23 protein-coding genes are annotated in these 20,365 nt (G+C 64.9%); 6 read left to right on the top strand and 17 right to left on the bottom strand.

Annotation, left to right across the window (positions count from 1 at the left end):
* Positions 1-7 precede the first annotated feature (7 nt).
* The 6 genes from IPV08_RS13515 to ruvB all read right to left on the bottom strand — a co-directional run bounded on the left by IPV08_RS13515 (position 8) and on the right by ruvB (position 5,044).
* Positions 8-451 carry a biopolymer transporter ExbD gene (locus IPV08_RS13515; protein WP_056434437.1) on the bottom strand — a complete coding sequence of 148 codons (444 nt, stop codon included), beginning with the start codon at positions 449-451 and terminating at the stop codon, positions 8-10.
* A gap of 30 nt (positions 452-481) precedes the next feature.
* A complete protein-coding gene (gene tolQ / locus IPV08_RS13510) occupies positions 482-1,198 on the bottom strand; it encodes a protein TolQ (RefSeq protein WP_207412235.1) in 717 nt (238 codons plus the stop codon).
* Between the two features lie 248 nt (positions 1,199-1,446).
* Positions 1,447-1,860 carry a tol-pal system-associated acyl-CoA thioesterase gene (ybgC, locus tag IPV08_RS13505; RefSeq protein WP_207412234.1) on the bottom strand — a complete coding sequence of 138 codons (414 nt, stop codon included), beginning with the start codon at positions 1,858-1,860 and terminating at the stop codon, positions 1,447-1,449.
* Positions 1,857-2,831 carry a metallophosphoesterase gene (locus IPV08_RS13500; RefSeq protein ID WP_207412233.1) on the bottom strand — a complete coding sequence of 325 codons (975 nt, stop codon included), beginning with the start codon at positions 2,829-2,831 and terminating at the stop codon, positions 1,857-1,859. The genes ybgC and IPV08_RS13500 overlap by 4 nt, the downstream gene beginning before the upstream one ends.
* Positions 2,828-3,772: a metallophosphoesterase gene (locus IPV08_RS13495; protein WP_207412232.1), complete on the bottom strand. Its 945-nt coding sequence runs from the start codon at positions 3,770-3,772 to the stop codon at positions 2,828-2,830. The genes IPV08_RS13500 and IPV08_RS13495 overlap by 4 nt, the downstream gene beginning before the upstream one ends.
* A 183-nt stretch (positions 3,773-3,955) precedes the next feature.
* Positions 3,956-5,044, bottom strand: a complete 1,089-nt coding sequence (gene ruvB, locus IPV08_RS13490; RefSeq protein ID WP_018041980.1) for a Holliday junction branch migration DNA helicase RuvB — start codon at positions 5,042-5,044, stop codon at positions 3,956-3,958.
* Positions 5,045-5,087: 43 nt separating this feature from the next.
* On the opposite strand from ruvB, the gene IPV08_RS24945 reads away from it, so the two are divergent.
* The gene (locus IPV08_RS24945) at positions 5,088-5,213 is read left to right on the top strand and encodes a hypothetical protein (RefSeq protein WP_281435343.1); all 126 of its coding nucleotides are present in this window, start codon (positions 5,088-5,090) and stop codon (positions 5,211-5,213) included.
* A 532-nt stretch (positions 5,214-5,745) separates the two neighbouring features.
* On the top strand, positions 5,746-6,603 hold the full coding sequence (locus tag IPV08_RS13485) for a manganese catalase family protein (protein WP_056434450.1): 858 nt from the start codon (positions 5,746-5,748) through the stop codon (positions 6,601-6,603).
* Positions 6,604-6,702: 99 nt separating this feature from the next.
* Here the strand turns inward: IPV08_RS13485 and bfr are convergent, their stop codons facing one another.
* The 4 genes from bfr to ruvA all read right to left on the bottom strand — a co-directional run bounded on the left by bfr (position 6,703) and on the right by ruvA (position 9,644).
* The gene (gene bfr / locus IPV08_RS13480; protein WP_056434452.1) at positions 6,703-7,200 is read right to left on the bottom strand and encodes a bacterioferritin; all 498 of its coding nucleotides are present in this window, start codon (positions 7,198-7,200) and stop codon (positions 6,703-6,705) included.
* 61 nt (positions 7,201-7,261) lie between these two features.
* Positions 7,262-7,543, bottom strand: coding sequence for a (2Fe-2S)-binding protein (locus IPV08_RS24620; protein ID WP_056434454.1), 282 nt, complete (start codon positions 7,541-7,543; stop codon positions 7,262-7,264).
* Positions 7,544-7,864: 321 nt separating this feature from the next.
* Positions 7,865-8,854: a hypothetical protein gene (locus IPV08_RS13475; protein WP_246747944.1), complete on the bottom strand. Its 990-nt coding sequence runs from the start codon at positions 8,852-8,854 to the stop codon at positions 7,865-7,867.
* Positions 8,855-9,026: 172 nt separating this feature from the next.
* The gene (gene ruvA, locus IPV08_RS13470; protein ID WP_056434458.1) at positions 9,027-9,644 is read right to left on the bottom strand and encodes a Holliday junction branch migration protein RuvA; all 618 of its coding nucleotides are present in this window, start codon (positions 9,642-9,644) and stop codon (positions 9,027-9,029) included.
* Positions 9,645-9,722: 78 nt separating this feature from the next.
* On the opposite strand from ruvA, the gene IPV08_RS13465 reads away from it, so the two are divergent.
* A complete protein-coding gene (locus IPV08_RS13465) occupies positions 9,723-10,340 on the top strand; it encodes a YceI family protein (protein WP_207412231.1) in 618 nt (205 codons plus the stop codon).
* Positions 10,341-10,397: 57 nt separating this feature from the next.
* Here IPV08_RS13465 and ruvC read toward each other — a convergent pair whose 3' ends face one another.
* The 6 genes from ruvC to IPV08_RS13435 form a co-directional block, all read right to left on the bottom strand.
* Positions 10,398-10,964: a crossover junction endodeoxyribonuclease RuvC gene (ruvC, locus tag IPV08_RS13460; protein WP_056434462.1), complete on the bottom strand. Its 567-nt coding sequence runs from the start codon at positions 10,962-10,964 to the stop codon at positions 10,398-10,400.
* A gap of 669 nt (positions 10,965-11,633) precedes the next feature.
* Positions 11,634-12,380 carry a YebC/PmpR family DNA-binding transcriptional regulator gene (locus IPV08_RS13455; RefSeq protein ID WP_207412230.1) on the bottom strand — a complete coding sequence of 249 codons (747 nt, stop codon included), beginning with the start codon at positions 12,378-12,380 and terminating at the stop codon, positions 11,634-11,636.
* A 279-nt stretch (positions 12,381-12,659) separates the two neighbouring features.
* Positions 12,660-13,409, bottom strand: coding sequence for an HAD-IA family hydrolase (locus tag IPV08_RS13450; protein WP_207412229.1), 750 nt, complete (start codon positions 13,407-13,409; stop codon positions 12,660-12,662).
* Positions 13,403-14,077 (bottom strand): ribulose-phosphate 3-epimerase, encoded by a 675-nt coding sequence (gene rpe, locus IPV08_RS13445; RefSeq protein WP_207412288.1) that lies wholly within the window; start codon positions 14,075-14,077, stop codon positions 13,403-13,405. Before rpe ends, IPV08_RS13450 begins: the two co-directional genes overlap by 7 nt.
* A gap of 73 nt (positions 14,078-14,150) precedes the next feature.
* Positions 14,151-15,011, bottom strand: coding sequence for a phosphoribulokinase (locus IPV08_RS13440; RefSeq protein ID WP_056434471.1), 861 nt, complete (start codon positions 15,009-15,011; stop codon positions 14,151-14,153).
* Between the two features lie 34 nt (positions 15,012-15,045).
* Positions 15,046-16,107, bottom strand: a complete 1,062-nt coding sequence (locus IPV08_RS13435; RefSeq protein WP_207412228.1) for a class 1 fructose-bisphosphatase — start codon at positions 16,105-16,107, stop codon at positions 15,046-15,048.
* 198 nt (positions 16,108-16,305) lie between these two features.
* On the opposite strand from IPV08_RS13435, the gene IPV08_RS13430 reads away from it, so the two are divergent.
* Both IPV08_RS13430 and IPV08_RS13425 read left to right on the top strand, forming a co-directional pair.
* Positions 16,306-17,262, top strand: coding sequence for a LysR family transcriptional regulator (locus tag IPV08_RS13430; protein ID WP_056434475.1), 957 nt, complete (start codon positions 16,306-16,308; stop codon positions 17,260-17,262).
* Positions 17,259-18,494 (top strand): FAD-dependent oxidoreductase, encoded by a 1,236-nt coding sequence (locus IPV08_RS13425; protein WP_207412227.1) that lies wholly within the window; start codon positions 17,259-17,261, stop codon positions 18,492-18,494. The genes IPV08_RS13430 and IPV08_RS13425 overlap by 4 nt, the downstream gene beginning before the upstream one ends.
* A gap of 52 nt (positions 18,495-18,546) precedes the next feature.
* Here the strand turns inward: IPV08_RS13425 and IPV08_RS13420 are convergent, their stop codons facing one another.
* Positions 18,547-18,867 (bottom strand): XRE family transcriptional regulator, encoded by a 321-nt coding sequence (locus IPV08_RS13420; protein ID WP_244478154.1) that lies wholly within the window; start codon positions 18,865-18,867, stop codon positions 18,547-18,549.
* 321 nt (positions 18,868-19,188) lie between these two features.
* On the opposite strand from IPV08_RS13420, the gene IPV08_RS13415 reads away from it, so the two are divergent.
* On the top strand, positions 19,189-19,683 hold the full coding sequence (locus IPV08_RS13415; RefSeq protein ID WP_056434721.1) for an META domain-containing protein: 495 nt from the start codon (positions 19,189-19,191) through the stop codon (positions 19,681-19,683).
* Positions 19,684-20,365: the final 682 nt, after the last annotated feature.

Genomic DNA, 20,365 nt, shown 5'->3' with positions numbered 1-20,365 from the left:
GCGCCCGTTACTTCTGGTCCGGCTCGGTGACGAGGGCGACCTTCTTGAAGCCGCCTCCGGTCACGATCGCCATCACCTGGGCCACGCGGCCATAATCCACCCGCTTGTCGCCGCGCACGAAGACCCGCTCCTCGAAGCCGGATTTTGAGGTCTCTACCAGCTTCGGCACGATGGTGTCGTCGGTGAGTTCGGCCTCGCCCATGAAGACCTGGCCGGTCTGGCGGATCGACAGGGTCACCGGCGTCGAATCAGAGTTGAGAGGGCTCGCCTTGGATTGCGGCAGGTCGAGGGGAACGCCCACCGTCATCATCGGCGCGGCCACCATGAAGACGATCAACAGCACGAGCACGACGTCGATGAACGGCGTCATGTTGATCTCGTTGATGGCGCCGCCGCGGCGCGCACGACGCCGCCTGCTGCCACCCTGCGCCGCTCCGTGGGCCATGCCCATGATCGTGCCTCGCTCTGTTGTCGGTCTGGATCAGGCGGCGAGCGACAGGCGCTCGTCGATCTGACGCGAGAGGATGGCGGAGAACTCGTCGGCGAAGCCCTCGAGCCGCGACTGGGCCTTGGACACGTTCGACTGCAGCTTGTTGTAGGCGAGCACCGCAGGAATGGCCGCGAACAGGCCGATGGCGGTGGCGAACAGGGCCTCGGCGATACCGGGTGCGACCACGGCCAGAGACGTGTTCTTCGAAGCCGCGATGGCCGTGAAGGAGGTCATGATACCCCAGACCGTGCCGAACAGGCCGACATAGGGACCGGCCGAACCGATGGAGGCGAGGAAGAGCAGGCGTGACTCGAGACGCTCGACCTCGCGCTGGATGGTGACGTCGAGCACCTTGTCGATGCGCTGGGACAGGCTCTGGATCTGCCGGCCGGAGCCCTCGAACGAGCGCTTCCATTCGCGCATGGCGGCCACGAACAGGGCGCCGAGATTGGTGGCGGGCCGGTCGTTGAACGAGCGGTAGAGTTCCTCCAGCGAACGGCCGGACCAGAACGCCTCCTCGAACGCGTCCATCTCGGTCTTGGTGCGGCGGAACAGCAGGGTCTTGTCGACGATGATGGCCCAGCACCAGACGGAGCAGCCGAGCAGGCCCACCATCACCAGCTTCACCACGAGATGGGCGTGCCAGAACAGGTTGAACAGGCTCATGTCCGGCGGCGGCAGCGCCTGCATGGCATCGGCGGGATTCATGCGTTCGTCCTCGTCCCGGGTCGACCGGGCGGTCGACTCCCGCGCTCCACCTAACCCGGGCGGTATGTTCCCCAGATCGCTGGTGAATCTGTCGAAAGTATGGGGTGCATCGCAAAATGCACGCCGCACCTTCCTCGTCCGTCAAGGTTAATGAACCATGAGGAAGTGTCGGATTCTCTCTTGCCGGACCTCTCGCTGTCCTGGGCACATCGCTTAACCGACGGAAAGCCAGGCCGGCCAGCGACAGCCTAAAGCGACGGGCTCTCGAAACGCTGGGACATGGCCCGGCGGAGGCTGTCCGGAAGTCGAACGGCGCGGCCATCCCGCACCGCCGCCACGGTGACCTCGGCCTTCAGCAGGACCTCGTCGCCGCGCCGCACTTCCTGGATCATCGGCATCGAAGCGCCGCGCAGCTCGACAACGGTGGTCATGATGGCGAGCATGTCGTCCATCCGCGCCGGCTTCAGGAAGTTGAGCACCATGCGCCGAACGACGAAGATCAACCCGGCATCGCGCTGCAGATCGACCTGCTCCATGGCGAGGGCGCGAAGCAGCTCGGTGCGGCCGCGCTCCATGTAGCGCAGGTAATTGGCGTGATAGACGAAACCGGAAAAATCGGTGTCCTCGTAATAGACGCGGATGTCGATGCGATGAGAGGTCATGCGATGGCTTCCGAGGATAGGTCGACCACGACGATCTCGGGGGGAACGCCGAAGCGAACCGGCGCGATGCTGTTGCCGAGGCCGCCGGAGACGACGAGATCCGCCTGCTCGCGGACATGGCCGTAGGCGTAACGGTTGGCGTAGCGCGACGGAACCACGGGAGAATAGCCGAACAACCGCACCTGCCCGCCATGGGTATGGCCGGACAGGGTCAGCGCCACATGAGCCGGCACTTGCGGGAAGATGTCCGGCTCATGCGCCAGCAGGATCGTCGGTGCGCCCTGCGGCACGGCGGCGAGCGTCCTGTCGAGATCGTCGACACCGATACGGGCATGGCCGTGGCGCTTGGCGCCCGGAAGGAGGGCGAGCTGGTCGCCCAAACCCGCGAGCCAGAACCCGCGCCCGTCCTTTTCCAAGCGGATCGCCTCGTTGTCGAGGACGCGGATGCCCGTGCGCGTCAGGGCCTCACCGGCGATGGTCGGGCCGGCGCCACGTGCCTGTGCCGTACGATCCTCCCACCAATCGTGATTGCCGAGGATGGCGAAGGTGCCCAGCGGCGCCCTGAGGCGGCCGAGTTCGGGCGCCCATTCGGCGGCCTCGACGGTGCGAGTGACGAAGTTCTGCCCGGTGACGTAGTCGCCGAGGAGCACCGTCAGGTCGCCGCCGAGCGCATTGGCGGTCTCGACGATCCCGGCGATGCGGGCAGCACTCATCCACGGCTCGCAGGCATGGATGTCGGCCAGCGCCACGATGCGGAGCTTCAGCCCGGCGGGCCAGTGGCCCTTCGGCGTGATGGCGTAGCGCGTCACCGACAGGCGCATGGGCTCGATGCAGACGCCGTAGGCCGCCGTCGCACTTCCCGCGAGGGCCATGCCGCCAAGGCCAGCGAGAACCGTCCGGCGCGTGATCCTCACCGCTTGTGTCTTGGAGGGCAGAGCCTCTTCGCCGATCCGATCGTCAACCGGGTTCATGCCATGGGCTCCGAGGACAGGTCGACCACCACGATCTCTGGCGGAACCCCGAAGCGCACCGGCAGGCCGCTCATGCCTAGGCCACCGGAAACCACGAGGTCGGTCTGCTCGCGCACATGGCCATAGGCATAGCGACGCCCATAGCGGGAGGGGACGACGGGGGCGTAGCCAAGGAACCGGACCTGTCCGCCATGGGTATGGCCCGAGAGGGTGAGGGCCACATGGGCGGGCACCTGCGGAAAGATGTCCGGCTCATGGGCGAGGAGGATGGAGGGCGCGCCATCGGGGATGGCGGCGAGGGTGGCCGGCAGGTCGTCGCTTCCCTTCCGGGGGATACCGAAACGCCACCATGTGCGCTCGAAGCTCAGTTGATCGCCGAGCCCGGCGAGCCAGACTTCGTGTCCCCTCACCCGAAGCGGCAGCGCCTCGTTCTCGAGAACGCGGATGCCGGCGCGGGTCAGGGCCTCCCCGGCGAAGGTCGGGCCGTGCCCTCGCTCGCAGGCGGCGCGATCGGCCCACCAGTCGTGATTGCCCAGGATGGCAAAGGTGCCGAGGGGCGCCTTCAACGCCCCGAGGACGGGCGCCCAATCGGCGGAGTCCACGATGCCGGCGAGCCGGTCCATGCCACTCACGTAGTCGCCGAGCAGCACGATCACGTCACCGCCGATGCCGTTGGCCGCCTCGACGATCCGCCGAATATGCGCGGGGGTCATGAACGGATCGCAGGCATGGACGTCGGAGACGGCGACGATCCGCAGGGACAGTCCCGCCGGCCACGGCGCCATCGGGGTGATCCGGTAGTGCGTGATGGCGAGACGCATCGGCTCGATACCGATCCCGTAGGCCGCCGTGCCGCTGCCCGCCAGCGCCATTGCCCCGAGGCCGAGCACGACGGTGCGGCGGGTGATCCGGACCGGGGAGGATGCGGGGTCGGAACTCATGGGGTGGAAGTCGCCTTTCGGCCGGTTCTATCGCGGAGGACTTGCTGTTCGGGCCGACGTTAGCCCCCCTCTTCCCGCCCACGGGGAGAGGGGATGTACACACATCGTCTCACTTCAAACACGCTGCCCATCCGTCATCGCACTGTCTTTGCAGGGAGCAGAACGCAGAGGCCATCGGCTGCCTCAGCCATCGGGATCCTCCGACCCGAACAGCCCGAACTGCGAGGCCGGATCGCGCCGGGGCACGGCAAAACCCATATGCTTGTAGGCGTGCGGGGTCAGCATGCGCCCACGCGGGGTGCGCTGGACGAAGCCCTTCTGGATGAGGAAGGGTTCGATGATGTCTTCGATGGCGTCGCGCGGCTCGGAAAGCGCCGCCGCGATGGTCTCGATCCCCACCGGGCCGCCGCCGAAGGAGGTGGCGATCATGGTCAGGTATTTGCGGTCCATCACGTCGAGGCCGGCCGGGTCCACGTCGAGAAGCTGGAGCGCCCGGTCGGCGATGGCCCGCGTGACGGTGGGAGCGTCGGCCACGATGGCGAAGTCGCGCACCCGGCGCAGGAGGCGCCCGGCGATGCGCGGCGTGCCCCGCGCCCGTTTGGCGATCTCGTTCGCGCCCTCCGCCGACATGCCGATGCCGAGCACCCGCGCGCCGCGCGAGACGATGAGCTCGAGTTCGTCGACATCGTAGAATTCGAGGCGGATCGGGATGCCGAACCGGTCGCGAAGCGGCGTGGTGAGCAGGCCGGCGCGGGTAGTGGCGCCCACCAGCGTGAATTTCGGGAGTTCGATCTTCACCGAGCGGGCGGCCGGCCCCTCGCCGATGATGAGGTCGAGCTGGTAATCCTCCATCGCCGGATAGAGGATTTCCTCCACCGCCGGATTGAGACGGTGGATTTCGTCGATGAACAGGACGTCGCGTTCCTCGAGATTGGTGAGCTGCGCCGCGAGGTCTCCCGCCTTGGCGATGACCGGGCCGGAGGTGGAGCGGAAATTCACCCCGAGTTCGCGGGCCACGATCTGCGCCAGGGTGGTCTTGCCCAGGCCCGGCGGCCCCACGAACAGGACGTGATCGAGGGCCGAGCCGGTCTTTTTCGCGGATTCGATAAAGATCTGCATGTTTGCCCGCGCCGCGCGCTGCCCGATGAATTCGGGAAGGCTCAGCGGACGGATCGACTGTTCCACATCGTCCGGCCGCCGCTCCGGCGTCAGGAGCGATTCCGGCAGCGGATGAAGGGTGGGCGATTTCGGCGATCTGGGGAGCTTGCTCACACGGGCTCTCGGTCGGGGCCCGGCACAGGGCCTGCTCCGGTGGATGGGCGTTTCGCCCGATGTCGCACAACGCCGCCGCGCGCGCTACTTCGCCGGCCGGCGACAGGCGCCCGCCGCCACGAAGGCGGATGCGTGGCACGAGGGTCTCACGGTGACCCTGCGCACCTGAATGCGTGACGGATCGGCACCCTCTCGCCTTCTTCCCGCAAGAACAAAGCAGAGTGGCCTCGGTCCAGCACGACCTCGCTCCAAGCGTCACGGATCAGCAACGCCTATGACGGCCCCGAACCGCGGGAGCGACTATCTTATGTAAACGCAGCGCATGATCTAGGTTAACGCCGATTTTTGCTATGTCTTATGCCTGACACAACGACAATTTTCTGGAACTCTACGCTTCAGAGAGATTTATCAAGCCAGAACGATGGATGATTGCGGCAAGACAACCTGGTCTTGTCTACAACAACCATGGCAGTTCTGGAGATCGTGGCCGCTGCGGCGATATCTCCGACACATCTGCTCGCGACTTGATGACCGGAGACCGTTGGCGCTCCGGGCAGCGTCGCGGCTGGCGGATTCACCTCTGGGCCAGGGCCGGCCGAACGACTTTACGGCCGCTTATAGGACTAATTTCTTAAATTGGCGATCCGTCGGCGGTCAATCCGCCGATAGCCGCATCATCTCACTCGAAAGGGCCGACCAGCATGTTCTATCTCGACAAGCGCCTGCAATATCCCGTTCGGGTCGAGTCTCCCGATCCGGTCTATGCGCGGATGTTGCAGCAGGCCATCGGCGGGATCGAGGGTGAGATCCGCGTCTGTATGCAGTACTTCTTCCAAGGCTGGGGTGCGCGCGGCCCGACGACCAAGTATCGCGATATGCTCCTCAACACCGCGACGGAGGAGATCGGGCATATCGAGATGCTTGCCACCGCCGTCGCCCTCAACTTGGAGACAGCTCCGACCAAGCTGCAGGAAGCGGGCGTGAAGGATGCCGTGGTCGGCGCCGTGATGAACGGTGAGAACCCGCGTCACGTGGTGGAAGGCATGCTCCACCGCCACATCCTCTCCACCGGCATGGCCGCCTTCCCGGCCAATTGCGACGGCGTTCCCTTCGACATGTCCCACATCTACGCCAGCGGAAACCTCGCGGCGGACATGTATTGCAACGTCGCCGCCGAGACCACGGGACGAACCCTCGCCGTGCGCCTCATGACCGCGACAAACGATCCGGGCATGCGCGACATGTGGAGCTTCCTCATCGCGCGCGACACGATGCACCAGCAGCAATGGCTCGCCGTCATCGAGGATATGGGCGGCATGGAAGCGAACCTTCCGATCCCCAACAGCTTCCCGCAGAGCGAGGAGAGCCAGAAGCACAGCTACAGCTTCTTCGTCTCCACCGCCGACGATTCGCCTCTCCCCGAAGGACGCTGGACCAGCGGCCCGTCTCTCGACGGAAAGGGTACGTTCAACGTGGTCAAGAATGCCCCCATGGGCGAAGAGCCGGTTCTTGGTCCGGCACGCCCGGATAGCGGCGCCCAGACGCAGCAGATGTCTTGAATGCAAAAAAGGCCCGCCCCATTCCGGGGCGGGCCTTTCCTTCATCGTCCGACGAAACCCCTCGGAATGCCGCCTGCATTCCGGGGTGTTGATGTGATGTCAGTCCTTTTCGGGAGCGATCGCCTCAAGGCCGCCGATATGCTTCTGGGCGTAGAGCGGCAGGCCGATCTGAGCGATCAGGGTCTGCTGGGTCTCGAGGAAATCGATATGGCCCTCCTCGTCGGCGGCCAACTCCTCGAACAGGATCTTCGACACGCGGTCGTTGATCGAATCGCAATACTGCGCGGCTTCAAGATAGAGCGCGCGGGCCTCGGTCTCGGCCGCGAGATCGGAGGCAATGATCTCTTCGATATTCTGGCCGATCCGCAGCGGATCGAGCTCTTGCAGGTTCGGAAACCCGTCGAGGAACAGGATCCGGTCGATGAACCGGTCGGCATGGTTCATCTCTTCGATTGATTCCTTACGCCAGAACTTGGCGAGGTCGATGTAGCCCCAGTCGTTCAGCATCCGGAAATGGAGCCAGTACTGGCTCACGGCCGTCAGCTCGCTGCGGAGACCTCGATTGAGGTACTCGACGACCTTCACATCACCCTTCATAACACTCACTCCCGTTCAGCTTCTCAAGCATGAAGGGGAGCGTGGAGCCTCGCACAGGCCCTCAGGCGGCGATCCCCTCCTCCGCAGTTTGGAATTGAACCAAACTACAAGCGCTGGCGCAACCCGTTCCGCACGCATGGCCGGCTTCCGCCACGGCGTCTTGCAGAGCACCCTGCAGGGCCGCCTGCATGATCGAGCGGATCGTCCGGGCGCAGCGACCGCATTTCGGGCTGCAACCGAGACAGGCCTGGACCTGTGCCGGGGTGCGCGGACAATCAGGCCCATCCTTGAGGCAGGCGCGGACGGCGCCGTCGGACAACACGTTACAGGAACAGACGATCATGACAGCTCGCTGGACGGGATGAGAGGCTTCGATCGACCACGAAAGAATCGTGCGCGAGGCAGATTCCCCGTTTCGTGCATCGACTTGAGCGCCTCTTTAGAACTCTTAAAATCTAATGCATTCTCAATAACTTAACTGGCATGGGATTTTTGCGCAAGGCGCGCGGACCTGCCTGCGACGACAGGAGCCAGCCCCATGGGCGTGCAACACCGTCTCTGGGGCGCAGTCTCTCGGGTCGAAGTCGGGCCGGTCACACAGCCGTGGCCATCGGTACCGCGACCGTCCTCGCGGCAGCGAATATTCTGGCGGGGACGAACCCGCTCAGAAGACGTGGAACGCGACGCCAGCGAGGAAGCTCTTCTCTTCCGTACCCTTCAGGGTCGCCGTTTCGAGATTGCCGAACTTGTTCAGCCAGTACTGGAAGCCGATGAACACATCGACGCGGTTGGGCTGGTCGTAGACGAGCTTGCCGAGGTCGAGCACCAGATTGGTGCGGGAGACGAATTCGAGCCCCGTCTCTCGATTGAAGGCGAAGATCGCTGGGTTACGGACACCGCGCCCCTTGGGCAGGACAATGTTGTTGATGCCGGTGACGCTGAGCGGCAGGCCGGTGAAGGCCAGCGGGAAGCTATAGGCGATCTCGATCTCGGGGACGGTGTCGTAGCTGATGTCCCGGTTCGGATAGGGATTGAAGCCGTTGCGGTTCCACTCCTTGTAGGCATGGACCGAGGCGTTGAGAAAACCGGCCGGCACGTCGAAGGAAAGGTTAAGACCGCCGACGACGTTGCGCTTGCGGGGGCCGAAGGCGGTATCCTTCGTGTTGGCGTCGAACCCGTAGGACAGGGAGATGTCCTTGACGAGGCCGGGCACCACGAACGCCTTGGTCCCGGTGAGCGCGTTGAGGCTGAGTGTGCCGCGGTAGAGGCCGTAGACTTCCGTCGCACCCTCATCGCGAAGCAGGAACCCGCCAGGCGCGTTGGTGGTACCGGCTCGCTCCTGCGTTCCGGATTTCAGGATGTCGAGCGAGAACAGATTGGTGCCGTAGGCCCAGGCATTGGCATGCGCGACATTGAAGATCTGTTTGGGGATACCGCGCGAGCGGAACGACCCGTCGGCGTCCCGCACCCGTATACCCGGCTCGGCGGCGGGGAACTGGTAGTGGTAGCTCACCTGGGTATCGGTAAAGAGAAAGAACGTCGAAGGCGCATCCGGAACGGGTGGCTGCGCGCCGGCCGGATCGGCGGCCAGCGCCGGTGCCACTGCCGCGCAGGAGACCAGCGCGGTCGCCAGGAATGTCCAGAAGCCCGTCATATTCAATCCCGGAGCGCGGTCCGCCCGGTCGGGGCTCCGGTCGATAGCGGATTAGACAGTTTACCGGAAGGACGAAAGCTGGTTCTCCCGTGGGACGATGGGCAACTATGTAGCATAAACCGTTAAAACAGGCGTCGAGCCGGACGCGGATTTGCACCTTGGACCATCCGATTCACCGGGCGAGTTCGCGCAGGCCAAGGCGGATAAGGGTCTTGGCTTCGGCGCCCTCACCGGCTCCCTTCATCGCGGCGGCGATGGCGGCGGAGGCCTGGACCGGGGCGTAACCGAGATTGACCAGGGCCGAGATGGCATCGGCGGCGGGCTGAGGCGCGGTTCGATCCTCCACCGCTCCGGAGAGGGCCAGGACGGCGGGGTCGATCGGCGCGAAGGCGGGGGCCTTGTCCTTCAATTCGGCGGTGAGCCGGGCGGCGAGGCGTGGCCCGACCCCAGGGGCGCGGGCGATGGCGGTCTTGTCACCCATGGCGATGGCGGTGGCGAGGGCCTCCGGCTCCAGCACGGAGAGCAAGCCTAGCGCCACCTTTGAGCCGACCCCCTGCACGGTCTGAAGCAGGCGAAACCATTCGCGCTCGGCATCGGAGCGGAAACCATAGAGCCGGATCATGTCCTCGCGGACATGGGTCTCGATGGCGAGAGAGGCGGCCTCGCCCGCGCCCGGCATCCGCTGCAAGGTCCGGGCGGAACAATGCACCACGTAGCCGACCCCCTGCACGTCGAGGATCACGAAATCCTCTCCGTAGGAATCCACCACACCCTTCAGCTTGCCGATCATGCATCATCTCGTCATCAGAGACAGGGTCTTATCAGGGACCGGCCCTCCTGTCCGACCAGCCATAGAGAAAGTGACCGCATGATGCGCACGCGCCTCCTCGCCCTCCTGCTTCTGGCCTCGCCCTGCGCCTACGCGCAGGAGACGCCACCTGATGCCGGTCCGTCGCGCGACCCGACCCAGGTCAAGCCCGGCACCTACGTGCTCGATCCGGCACACGGCAAGATCACCTGGTCGGTGATTCATCTCGGCTACTCGACCTATTATGGGCAGATCACCGATGTGGCGGCCAAGGCCGTTCTCGATCCGAAGGAGCCGGCAAAGAGCCAGCTCAGCGTCACCATCGGCATGGCCAGCATCAACGGCCTCAACGATGCCTTGAACAAGCATCTCCAGGCCCCCGAGTTCTTCGACACGGCCAAGTTCCCCACCGCCACCTACACGGCGACCCTGGTGGAGCCCACCAGCCCGACCACGGCGCGGATCACCGGCACCCTTACCCTGAAAGGTGTGACGAAACCCGTCTCCTTCGACGCCACGTTCAACCAAGCCGGCACCAACCCCGTCGACAAGCGCTACACCGTGGGCTTCGATGGCTGGGCCGTGATCAAGCGTTCGGATTTCGGTGTCTCGGCCTTCGTGCCGGCAGTGAGCGACGAAGTGAGCCTGCGCCTGGAGGGCGAGTTCAAGGCCCAGTAAACCCGCCCAGGACGTAAAGCCCCCTCTCCCCGCGCCCAGCGCCGGGAGAGGACATGCTCACCTCTTCGCCAGAGCCGCCGCGATCCGGGCGGCGGCAAGCCCGCTCACCCCGGCGACGGGAGCGTGGAGCTTCTTCAGCGCATGCGCACCGCGATGATTGGCATGGGTGACGGCGATGGCGAGGGCATCGGCGGCATCCGCCGTCTTGAACTCGGCCTTGGGCATCAGAAACTTCACCATCGCCTGGATCTGCACCTTCTCGGCATGGCCCGAGCCGCAGACGGTCTTCTTCACCAGGTTGGCGGCGTATTCGGAGACCGGCAGACCCGCCAGAGCCGGCACCAGCAGGGCGATAGCGCGGGCATGGCCGAGCTTCAGCGTCGCCTGCGCGTCCTTGTTGACGAAGGTCTCCTCCACGGCGACCTCGTCGGGCGAGAAACCCGACACGACGCGGGTGATGCCCTCGTGCAATTCCCGCAGGCGCAGGGCGAGAGGTAGGTCCCCATCCGACGTCACCACGCCGCAATCGACATAGGTCAGCTTCGTCCCGACGACGGAGATGAGACCCCAGCCGGTCCGGCGCAGGCCGGGATCGATGCCGAGGATGCGGACGGAGCCGGTCATGCGCTCAAAACCAGAGGTGACAAAATCATGGGTTGGACAGGTCCGGGCGCGAGCGCCGCGCCGATCTGAGCGTTAAGGACATATCGTGAACGAAGTCTTGTGCCAAGGCATGGGCGATGGCATGGGCAAGACATTGCCGCCCTCGTCGCCTGAGCTGGCGGGAAACGATCCTATCCATGGGGGGACGGACCCACAGCGTCGTGGTCACCGCCGTCCCACCGGATCTCGTCGCCCGTCTCTACGTCTCCAGCGCGTAGCTCGTCGCGGATACCGGCGACGCGCGCGTAAGCTCCCGTTCCATAAGCCCGACGTATCCGAAAAATCAGAATTCCAATGCGGATATCGAGACTTGCCGGCGGAGCTCCGACTGATTCCTGAGCATCTGCCTCTGGCTAATCCTGCCGATCGCCGGGCCCGGAGCTCAGTTCAGCGGGAACGTTCCGACAGGGCCGATCCTGGCGGCAACCGTTCTGGCGGGACTCGGAACGCTGACGCGCCGGCGTTGGTCAACCGCTTCCTCGACATCGTAAAAGCAGCCTGATCCTGGCTCCGCTCGAACGAAGCGGATGCCGGATCAGCCGAGCACGCGCGGCACCAGAGTGAATCCCGGATCCGCCATCACGAGGGGGACTATCGGATCTGGAATGATCGCTTGTGGCTCCGGGCCGCTCACCCTTCGAGCTTGGCGACCAGAGCGTCGGAGAGAGCGAAATTGACGTAGACGTTCTGCACGTCGTCCTGATCTTCGATGACCTCCACGAGGCGGATCAGCTTCTCGCCGGTCTCGTCGTCGACCTCGATCGTGTTCTGGGCCTTCCAGATCAGGGCCGTGCGGCGCGGTTCGCCGAATCGGGCCTCCAGGGCCTTGGAGACCTCGCCGTAGGAATCCTGGGCGCAGGTGATCTCGTGGCCATCCTCGGAGGAACGCACATCGTCGGCGCCCGCCTCGATGGCAGCCTCGAGCATCGTGTCGGCATCCGCCACCTTGGCGTCGAACTCCACCACGCCGACATGGTCGAACATGAAAGAAACGGCGCCCGTCTCGGCCAAACTGCCGCCGGATTTGGTGAAGGCCGAGCGCACGTCGGAGGCGGTACGGTTGCGGTTGTCGGTCTGCGCCTCGACGATGAGGGCAGCGCCCCCCGGGCCGTAACCCTCGTAGCGGATCTCGTCGTAGCTTTCGGCGTCGGCGCCCGAGGCCTTCTTGATCGCGCGCTCGATATTGTCCTTGGGCACGTTCTCGGCCCGTGCCGCGATGATGGCGGCGCGCAGGCGCGCATTCATCGCCGGGTCGGGCATGCCGAGCTTGGCCGCAACCGTGATCTCGCGGGCGAGCTTGCCGAAGATCTTGGAACGGACCGCATCGACGCGGCCCTTGCGGTGCATGATGTTCTTGAACTGGGAATGGCCGGCCATAGCGTGACCTTGGGTCGTGTCAGAGGTGGAGCGGAAGTGCGCGCGCGCGTCACCGCAGCGGGGTTGGGCCGGGTTATAGGCCGGGTCCGCTCATCGAGGCAACGCGGTGAGGGCCCCGGCGTTGATGCGGCAGGGGAGTTTCTCTCCTCGCAACGGGGACAGAAGCGATGGCAGACGAAGGAAACGGCGGCGCGGTGCGGCCCTGGTGGCGCCTCGCCTTTACCGCCTGCCTCGGCATCGTCGCGGGCTCGACTTTGTTTCCGCGGCCCGCGAAAGGGGTCACCCCGCGTGCCGGGCGTGCCAGTCCTTCAACGCCGCGAGAGTGACGACGTCGCCGGGCCATGCCGATCCGGCGAGATGGCTATGCGGCGCCTCCCTCTCGCCGAGATCGGAGACGGCCGAGAACGCGCCCTCCAGGCTGTGGCCACCGGTATAGAGGCTGCGCGTGGCGATGACCGGCAGGCCGGCATCCAGGGCAGAGCGGATGCCAGGGGCGGAATCCTCGAAGGCAATGGCCTCGCCCGGCTCGACTCCGAGGCGCTTCAGGGCGAGCACGAACACGTCTGGATGGGGTTTCTTGCGCTCGGCCTCGTCGCCGCAGGCGATGGCGTCGAACGGATTGCCCTCGGGGAAATTCACGGCGATCAAGGTATCGATATTGGGCCTGCTCGTGGTGCTGGCCACCGCGAGACGTAGGCCCGCGCGTTTCGCCTCCTCGACCAGGCGCGCAATGCCAGGGCGCAGGGCGAGCGCCCCCTGCGTGACGAGATCGCCATAGATCCTGGTCTTGCGGTCGTGGATCTCGCTCATCTGGACGCGACGCTGCGCATCCGGCTCGCCATGCTCGGTCCGCACGTAATGCGCGAGCCTCTCCTTCCCGCCCATGACGGTGAGAAGGTCGGCATAGGCCTCCGGCGACCAGTTCCAGTCGAGCCCCAGTTCGGCGAAGGCCCGGTTGAATGCCTGTCGGTGCAGGTCCTCGGTCTCGGCGAGTGTCCCGTCGACGTCGAAGATCAGCGCCTTCAGCATGCGACGGTGCCGCTGGCGCCCGCCCGGATGGCGGCGATGCGCCCGGCATAGCCGGCGGGCCCGCCCTTGAATACGGCACTGCCGGCCACGAACGCGTTGGCTCCGGCGGCAGCGGCGAGGCCCACATTCTCGGGCGTGATGCCGCCATCCACCTCGATATCGATGTCGCGTCCGGCGCTCATCGCCTTGATCCGGGCGATGGTCTCGAGCGTCGAAGGGATGAAACTCTGCCCTCCGAACCCTGGATTCACCGTCATCACCAGGACGAGGTCGACCATGTCGATCAAGGGTTCGATGGCGCTCGCAGGGGTGCCCGGATTCAGCGCGATTCCGGCGCGCTTTCCGAGGTTCAGAATAGTCTGGAGCGAGCGGTGAATGTGCGGGCCGGCCTCCACATGGACCGAAATCGCATCCGCTCCCGCCTCGGCGAACGCCGCGAGATACGGGTCGGCCGGCGCGATCATCAGATGAACGTCGAACACCTTGTCGCTGTGGGGCCGGAGCGCTTTCACCACATCGGGCCCGAAGGTGATGTTGGGCACGAAATGCCCGTCCATCACGTCGAGATGAATCCAGTCCGCCCCCGCCTCGGACACCGCGCGAACCTCCTTGCCAAGGGCGGCGAAGTCAGCCGAGAGGATTGACGGGGAGATGATGGGGCCGGTCATGCGGGTCGTCATTCGGACTATCTCGTTCACTCTGTCGGTCCGGCAAGAGCATGAGCCCGGACGTTCGGCGGTCTCAGGCAAGCCGGCGCTTGCGCTCAACCAATTGCATGATGATCGGCGTGAGGATGAGTTGCATGGCGATATCGAGCTTGCCGCCCGGGATCACAATGGAATTGGCGCGGCTCATGAAGGAGCCCTGGATCATCGAGATCAGGTAGGAAAAATCGATGCCCTTCGGGTCCTTGAAGCGGATGACCACCATCGATTCGTCGGCGGTGGGAATCCAGCGGGCGATGAACGGGTTCGACGTGTCGACCGTGGGTACGCGCTGGAAGTTGATGTCCGTCCAGGTGAATTGCGGGCAGATCGTCTGCACGTAATCCGGCATGCGCCGCAGGATGACGTCGGTGACCGCCTCGGTGGAATAACCGCGGAACGAGCGGTCCCGGTGCAGCTTCTGAATCCATTCGAGGTTGATCACCGGTACTACGCCGATCTTGAGATCGGCGTAGCGGGCCATGTCGACATTGTCGTCGACCACGCAACCGTGGAGTCCCTCGTAGAACAGCAGATCCGAACCCGGCTGGAAATCCTCCCAGGGGGTGAACGTGCCGGGCTCTGCCCCATACGCCTGAGCGTCGGCGGCGTCGTGGACGTAATGACGCGTCCGCCCGATGCCTGATTCGCCATAGGTGCGGAACACCTCCTCCAGTTCGGGGAGAAGATTGGCGCGTGGCGCGAAATGGCTGAGCGTCGGCTCCTCCGCCATCGCCTTGCGCATGGCATTGCGATCGAGGGCGTGGAACGCGTCGCCCTCGATATAGACAGCACTGACATCCTCGCGGCGGAAGATCTGCTCGAACGTGTTGCGTACGGACGTCGTGCCGGCCCCGGACGAGCCGGTCACCGAGATGATGGGGTGACGCGCCGACATGAACGATGCCCGACCGGTTCTAGTCTCCGCCCTGTCAGCCGCGCATCAGGCCGCGCTGGCCGAACAGGGGTGAACGGCCGGCAGCGGGATTGCGGCCGCCGTAGTACTTCGCGACGCAGGCGACTTCCTCGGTCGATCCGAAGACCAAGGGAACGCGCTCGTGAATGCCGGTGGCACTGATGTCGAGGATGCGGTTGGCACCGTCCGTGGCGGCGGCTCCGGCCTGTTCCATCAGCATCGCGATGGGAGCTGCCTCATAGAGGAGGCGCAGACGACCCTGGGCATAGCCCTTCCGGTTGTCGCCTGGATACAGGAACACTCCGCCGCGGATGAGAACCCTCTGGGCGTCCGCCACCAGCGAGCCGAGCCAGCGCATGTTGAAGTTCTTGTCGAGGGGGCCGTCAGCGCCGGCCAGACAATCCTCGATATACGCCTTGACCGGCGTGTCCCAATGACGGGCATTCGAGGCGTTGATTGCGTATTCCTTGGCTGTCGCCACGACTTCGATCCGCGGGCTGGTAAGGCGGAATACGCGCTCGGCCCGATCGAGGGTGTAGATTTGCGTGCCGAAGCCCAGGGTAACGACAAGGGACGTCGCCGGGCCGTAGGTGACGAAGCCGGCGGCGAGCTGTGCCGTACCGGGTGTCGTGAAGGAACCGGCCGGATTATCCGGAGTGGCGGCGACCGGACGGATGCCGAAGATCGACCCCACCGCCATGTTGACGCCGATGTTGGAAGAGCCGTCCAGGGGATCGATCGCGACGGCAAGGGGGGCGCCCGCGTTCAGGAGCATGATCCCCTCCGCCTCTTCCGAGGCAACCTCCGCCACCGGCGCACCGCGCAGAGCCTCGGTGAAACGCTCGTGGGCTAGGACGTCGAGGGCCTTCTGAACGTCGCCGTCGCTATTCTGCTCGCCTTGCGCAGCGAGATCGCCACCGCCCAGGGCGCCGCGACCGATGACCTCGCTCACATCCACGGCCGCTTCGGCGCAGGCCGCGATCACGGCCGCCACATCGGTCAGGGCCGGATTGGCCGCAACGGCCTGAGCGAGGCATGCATCGAGACGAGACCCGATCTCCAGAGACCCCAACGACATCGGCTCACGTCCTCTTCATCGACCTGCCGGGAGAACCCGGCCATTCAGCGCCCAACCCGGCATCAAGCTTCCACGGCCTGATAGCGCCCTTTGCACGATAGCGCTGCCATCAACCAGAGCGCCAGACGGGCAATCCCCGTGCAAAGAAGGAATTATGAAAAAACTTGCGGGCAGTTCCAAAAAAACTAAAAACGGCGAATGCGCAACCTCTCGCTCAAGCAACTCCAAGCCGTCGCAGCGGTCGCCCGCCTCGGAACGATGACCCGCGCGGCCCAGGAACTCAACGTCACCTCGGCGGCGCTTTACGCGCGCATCCGCCAGCTCGAGGAGGAGGCGGGGCTGCTCCTGTTCGACCGTACGCCGACGGGCCTGAAACCCACCGATGCCGGGCGCGAAATGCTCTGGGCAATCGACAGCATCAACACCGTGCTCGAAACCTGCGCCGACAAGCTCCAGACCCTCAAGGGCGGGAGCGGCGGCCGGGTCGCCATGGGAGTGGTCTCGACGGCCAAGTACTTTACGCCTCAGATCATCGCCGGCTTCGTCGCGCGCTTTCCAGCGGTGGAGATCAACCTCGTAGTCGGCAATCGCGGCGCCATGGTCGAGGCCCTGCGCAACTACGAGATCGACTTCGCGATCATGGGCCGGCCGCCCCGCGATTTCGCTATCGAGGCCGAGATGTTCGGCGCACATCCGCTCGTCATCATCGCCGCGCCAAACCATCGCTTCAGCACGCGCACCAATCTTACGCGGGCGGATCTGGCCGAGGAATCCTTCCTGGTTCGCGAGGAAGGGTCCGGCACCCGCACGGTGTTCGAGGAGTTCATGTCGGGCATTATGATTCAGCGCGCGAAGCTCGGAATCGATTCGGGATCGAACGAGACGATCAAGCAGGCGGTGATGGCCGGACTCGGTATCGCACTCATCTCCGCCCACACGGTAGCGGCCGAGGTTGAAAGCGGTCGCATGATCCTGCTCGACGTGCAGGGATTGCCGATCCGTCGCGACTGGTACGTGGTCCGCCGCGCCGACAAGGTGCTGGGTCCGGCGGCGGCGGCATTCTGGGATTTCACGGTGAAGGAAGGCGGGCGGAAACTGCCGCGTCTGGCGCTGTCGCCAGCCGTCAGCCCGGTGACCGCGGAGTTCGAGGCGTGAACGAGGGCGGGATCGTCATCATCGGTGCCGGTCAGGCCGGCTTGCAGGCGGCAGCCTCCCTTCGGGAGTCGGGCTTCGACGGACCGGTGACGATGATCGGCGACGAGCCGATCCCTCCCTATCAGCGACCGCCGCTCTCGAAAGCCTATCTCGCTGGCAAGGTGGACGCCGCCGGCCTGTTCCTGCGCGCACCCGGCTTCTATGTGGAGCACCGCATCGGCTGCGAAACCTCGTCCATGGCCGTCTCGATCGACCGTGGCGGGCGCCGAATCCGCCTCGGCGACGGACGCGAGATTGCCTACGATCATCTCGTCCTCGCCACAGGTTCTCGGAACCGGCCTCTTCCCGTATCGGGAGCCGAACTTGCGGGCGTCTACCAGTTGCGCTCGATCACGGATGCAGATCGGATCCAGGAGGCCATCGGCGAGGCGCGCAACATTGCCATCGTCGGTGCGGGGTTCATCGGGCTCGAATTCGCCAGTATCTGCGCCGCCCGTGGTCTTTGCGTCACCGTCATCGAAGCCGCCGACCGACCCATGGCGCGGGCCGTGTCCGAACCCATCGCCGCTTTCTTCCGAGAGACTCACGAGAAAGCCGGTATCCGCTTCTTGTTTGGCAGCGGCGTCCAGGCCATCGAGGGCCGCACCGGTCGGGTCGAGGCCCTCCGCCTGTCCGACGGCACCGCGTGCCCGGCGGATCTGGTCCTGATCGGCATCGGTGTGCTTCCGAACCAGGAGCTCGCAGCCGAGGCGGGGCTCCGTGTAGAAGACGGCATCGTCGTCGATCCTGTCCTCGTCACCGACGATCCGTCGATCTCGGCTATCGGCGATTGCGCCAGGTTTCCAACACGTTTCGCCGCGCATGGCGTGGCGCGCGTAGAATCCGTCCAAAACGCGATCGACCAGGCACGTTGTGTCGCCGCCCGCATCGCCGGACGCCCGGCGCCCTACGATGCCGTCCCGTGGTTCTGGAGCGATCAGGGCGGACACAAACTGCAAATGGTGGGGTTGCCATTGCCAGGCGATGTTTCGGTACGGCGCCCGACCGCCGGAGGCTTCGCGGTGTTCCGCTATCGCGATGCATACCTGACAGGAATCGAGACGGTGGATTCGGCGACCGAGCACATGGCCGCCCGTCGGATCATCGCGCGCGGCCTTTCACCAACGCCAGACGAGGCCGCCGATCCCGCGTTCGATTTGAAAGCTCTCGCCATGGGACGAGGCGGCGCGTAACGCATTCACTCAGTACCGATTCCCGGAGCCCCGAAGGTTTCCTTTGTGGACTTCAGTGATCGTTTTCGGTGGTCAGCGAGGAGAGCCGCGTACCTTCGTCTCCGCCCTTAGCGCGTAGGCTCACACCGTTCTCGCGCCCCTCGTGAAAGACGATGCCGGCGCTCATCAGAGCACTTCTCAGCGCCTCGATCTGCCCCGAGGCAGGATCGTTGGCTCCGCTCTCGAAATCCTTCACATCCTGCTCTGCGAGTCCGACCCTGCCAGCGAGATCCGCTTCCGACCAGCCCAGCATTCCGCGGGCGGCCCGCGATTGCGCAGGGCTCATCGTATTCAGCCCTGATCCACCACGCCCGCTCTCGTCCAGTCCCGACACGGAAACTCTCCCCTTCCTCGGCGGCGCTCCACCTGCCGCAGCCTCTAAGCTGGCTTAACGAGACTGGCATCGGGATAGTTCACGTACAGCAAGCATGGAACGTCGTTTAGGAGGGGATGATCATGAAATCTCGCCGCCCGCAGTCTTGACCATATTTGTGCTGGAATCTTATCCGAAGGGCGGTTGCACCCTGTCCACGCGACGCATCGGCCGACGCCGACCCTGGTGTGTGGCGCACGGTCCAAATGATCACGCCTCGAAACCGGGGTGAGGCGCGCGACGACGCGAGTTCGATTGATGATGACGAAGGAGGGCCTGACGATGAGAGCGATGCTGTTCGCCGTGATGGCTTTTGCCGCGACGGCAGGGATGCCGATGACGGAGGCAATGGCGCAGGGATCCAACGTCACGGGTTTCGGCAAGGACAATCGCGAGAAGCCAGAGAAGAAACAGTATGTTCCGGCCGCCAAGGCTCAGGAAAAGATGTTTCCCCTCGACGCGACTTGGACTGCCGTGAGCCTGAACGGCAAGCCGTTCAACGGCACCGACCGGCCGAGCTTCATCATCGACAAGCAGTATCGCGCACGCGGCTATGGCGGGTGCAACACCTTCGCCGCCACGGCCTTCCCCCTGCGCGAGCAGCATCTTGCGGTCGGCCCCCTCGCCTTGACGAAGAAGCCTTGCGACAAGGGTACCGGAGCGAGCGAGCAGGATTTCTTCATCGCCCTGCGAACCGCTGCCCAATGGGACCTCGTAGGCTCGCAGCTGGTGATCAAGAGCCAGAAGGGCGAACTGAAGTTCGACCGCGCGCTCTAAATCTCTGCGCTTGACCGGCAATTGCCGACCATACCGTCCCTCGTGAAAACGCGGGGCGGCAAGACACCCACTTTTTACGGCTCGTCTAACGGGCCGTAGAGCGGACCATGAGAGATTTCCCCGGGGCTGGCAGTGTCGTTACAGTCTGCGACCTGCTTCAGCGACTACTGCTGATGCCGGCTGCCCCGCACAGCCGAGCCATGAGCCCTGCGACCACCGGCGGTGCAACTGGATCGCCCGGACGAAGCGCCTCCCATGCTTTCGGGAATCGGCATGCAGACAGGCACGGGCCCGGGCGCGCGGGTCGTTTGGCATCTCGGCTAAACCTCCGAAGTCTTCGGGTCTGGTAGAGCCGTCGCAGAGAACGAGACCGGGCCGGGCCGGGGCCAGTACCGACTCCGTCGCAATCGTCAGCCTCTCTTTAAGATCGCATTGACGACGATCCAAGGTCGCGGCTTCAGCTTTACCCCTCGTTGAATGCCCCTGTCGCTTTCTGCCCATCACGGCTGAGCGCAGGGGACGCGAAATGGTGAAGCGGCTTGAATGGGCGACCGGCAGTATCGTCCGGCATGGCGTCTCCGAAGAGATGATCTACACTTGCTCGCCGAGCCTGCATCCGGCCGCATTCCGGATCGCATTGTCGGCACCGCTTTGTGCGACTTTTCTCGTGCTCTCCGCGATG

It is taken from the genome of Methylobacterium sp. SD274 (assembly GCF_017355285.1).
Classification (GTDB): domain Bacteria; phylum Pseudomonadota; class Alphaproteobacteria; order Rhizobiales; family Beijerinckiaceae; genus Methylobacterium.
Note: the sequence above shows the minus strand (reverse complement) of the source record. Positions and strands in the feature narration are given on the sequence as shown.

Excerpts from the sequence above, each read along its gene's own strand:
- IPV08_RS13515 (WP_056434437.1), bottom strand. The coding sequence starts at position 451 with ATGGGCATGGCCCACGGAGCGGCGCAGGGTGGCAGCAGGCGGCGTCGT.
- tolQ (WP_207412235.1), bottom strand. The coding sequence starts at position 1,198 with ATGAATCCCGCCGATGCCATGCAGGCGCTGCCGCCGCCGGACATGAGC.
- ybgC (WP_207412234.1), bottom strand. The coding sequence starts at position 1,860 with ATGACCTCTCATCGCATCGACATCCGCGTCTATTACGAGGACACCGAT.
- IPV08_RS13500 (WP_207412233.1), bottom strand. The coding sequence starts at position 2,831 with ATGAACCCGGTTGACGATCGGATCGGCGAAGAGGCTCTGCCCTCCAAG.
- IPV08_RS13495 (WP_207412232.1), bottom strand. The coding sequence starts at position 3,772 with ATGAGTTCCGACCCCGCATCCTCCCCGGTCCGGATCACCCGCCGCACC.
- IPV08_RS24945 (WP_281435343.1), top strand. The coding sequence starts at position 5,088 with ATGGGCGTTTCGCCCGATGTCGCACAACGCCGCCGCGCGCGCTACTTC.
- IPV08_RS13485 (WP_056434450.1), top strand. The coding sequence starts at position 5,746 with ATGTTCTATCTCGACAAGCGCCTGCAATATCCCGTTCGGGTCGAGTCT.
- bfr (WP_056434452.1), bottom strand. The coding sequence starts at position 7,200 with ATGAAGGGTGATGTGAAGGTCGTCGAGTACCTCAATCGAGGTCTCCGC.
- IPV08_RS24620 (WP_056434454.1), bottom strand. The coding sequence starts at position 7,543 with ATGATCGTCTGTTCCTGTAACGTGTTGTCCGACGGCGCCGTCCGCGCC.
- IPV08_RS13475 (WP_246747944.1), bottom strand. The coding sequence starts at position 8,854 with ATGACGGGCTTCTGGACATTCCTGGCGACCGCGCTGGTCTCCTGCGCG.
- ruvA (WP_056434458.1), bottom strand. The coding sequence starts at position 9,644 with ATGATCGGCAAGCTGAAGGGTGTGGTGGATTCCTACGGAGAGGATTTC.
- IPV08_RS13465 (WP_207412231.1), top strand. The coding sequence starts at position 9,723 with ATGATGCGCACGCGCCTCCTCGCCCTCCTGCTTCTGGCCTCGCCCTGC.
- ruvC (WP_056434462.1), bottom strand. The coding sequence starts at position 10,964 with ATGACCGGCTCCGTCCGCATCCTCGGCATCGATCCCGGCCTGCGCCGG.
- IPV08_RS13455 (WP_207412230.1), bottom strand. The coding sequence starts at position 12,380 with ATGGCCGGCCATTCCCAGTTCAAGAACATCATGCACCGCAAGGGCCGC.
- IPV08_RS13450 (WP_207412229.1), bottom strand. The coding sequence starts at position 13,409 with ATGCTGAAGGCGCTGATCTTCGACGTCGACGGGACACTCGCCGAGACC.
- rpe (WP_207412288.1), bottom strand. The coding sequence starts at position 14,077 with ATGACCGGCCCCATCATCTCCCCGTCAATCCTCTCGGCTGACTTCGCC.
- IPV08_RS13440 (WP_056434471.1), bottom strand. The coding sequence starts at position 15,011 with ATGTCGGCGCGTCACCCCATCATCTCGGTGACCGGCTCGTCCGGGGCC.
- IPV08_RS13435 (WP_207412228.1), bottom strand. The coding sequence starts at position 16,107 with ATGTCGTTGGGGTCTCTGGAGATCGGGTCTCGTCTCGATGCATGCCTC.
- IPV08_RS13430 (WP_056434475.1), top strand. The coding sequence starts at position 16,306 with ATGCGCAACCTCTCGCTCAAGCAACTCCAAGCCGTCGCAGCGGTCGCC.
- IPV08_RS13415 (WP_056434721.1), top strand. The coding sequence starts at position 19,189 with ATGAGAGCGATGCTGTTCGCCGTGATGGCTTTTGCCGCGACGGCAGGG.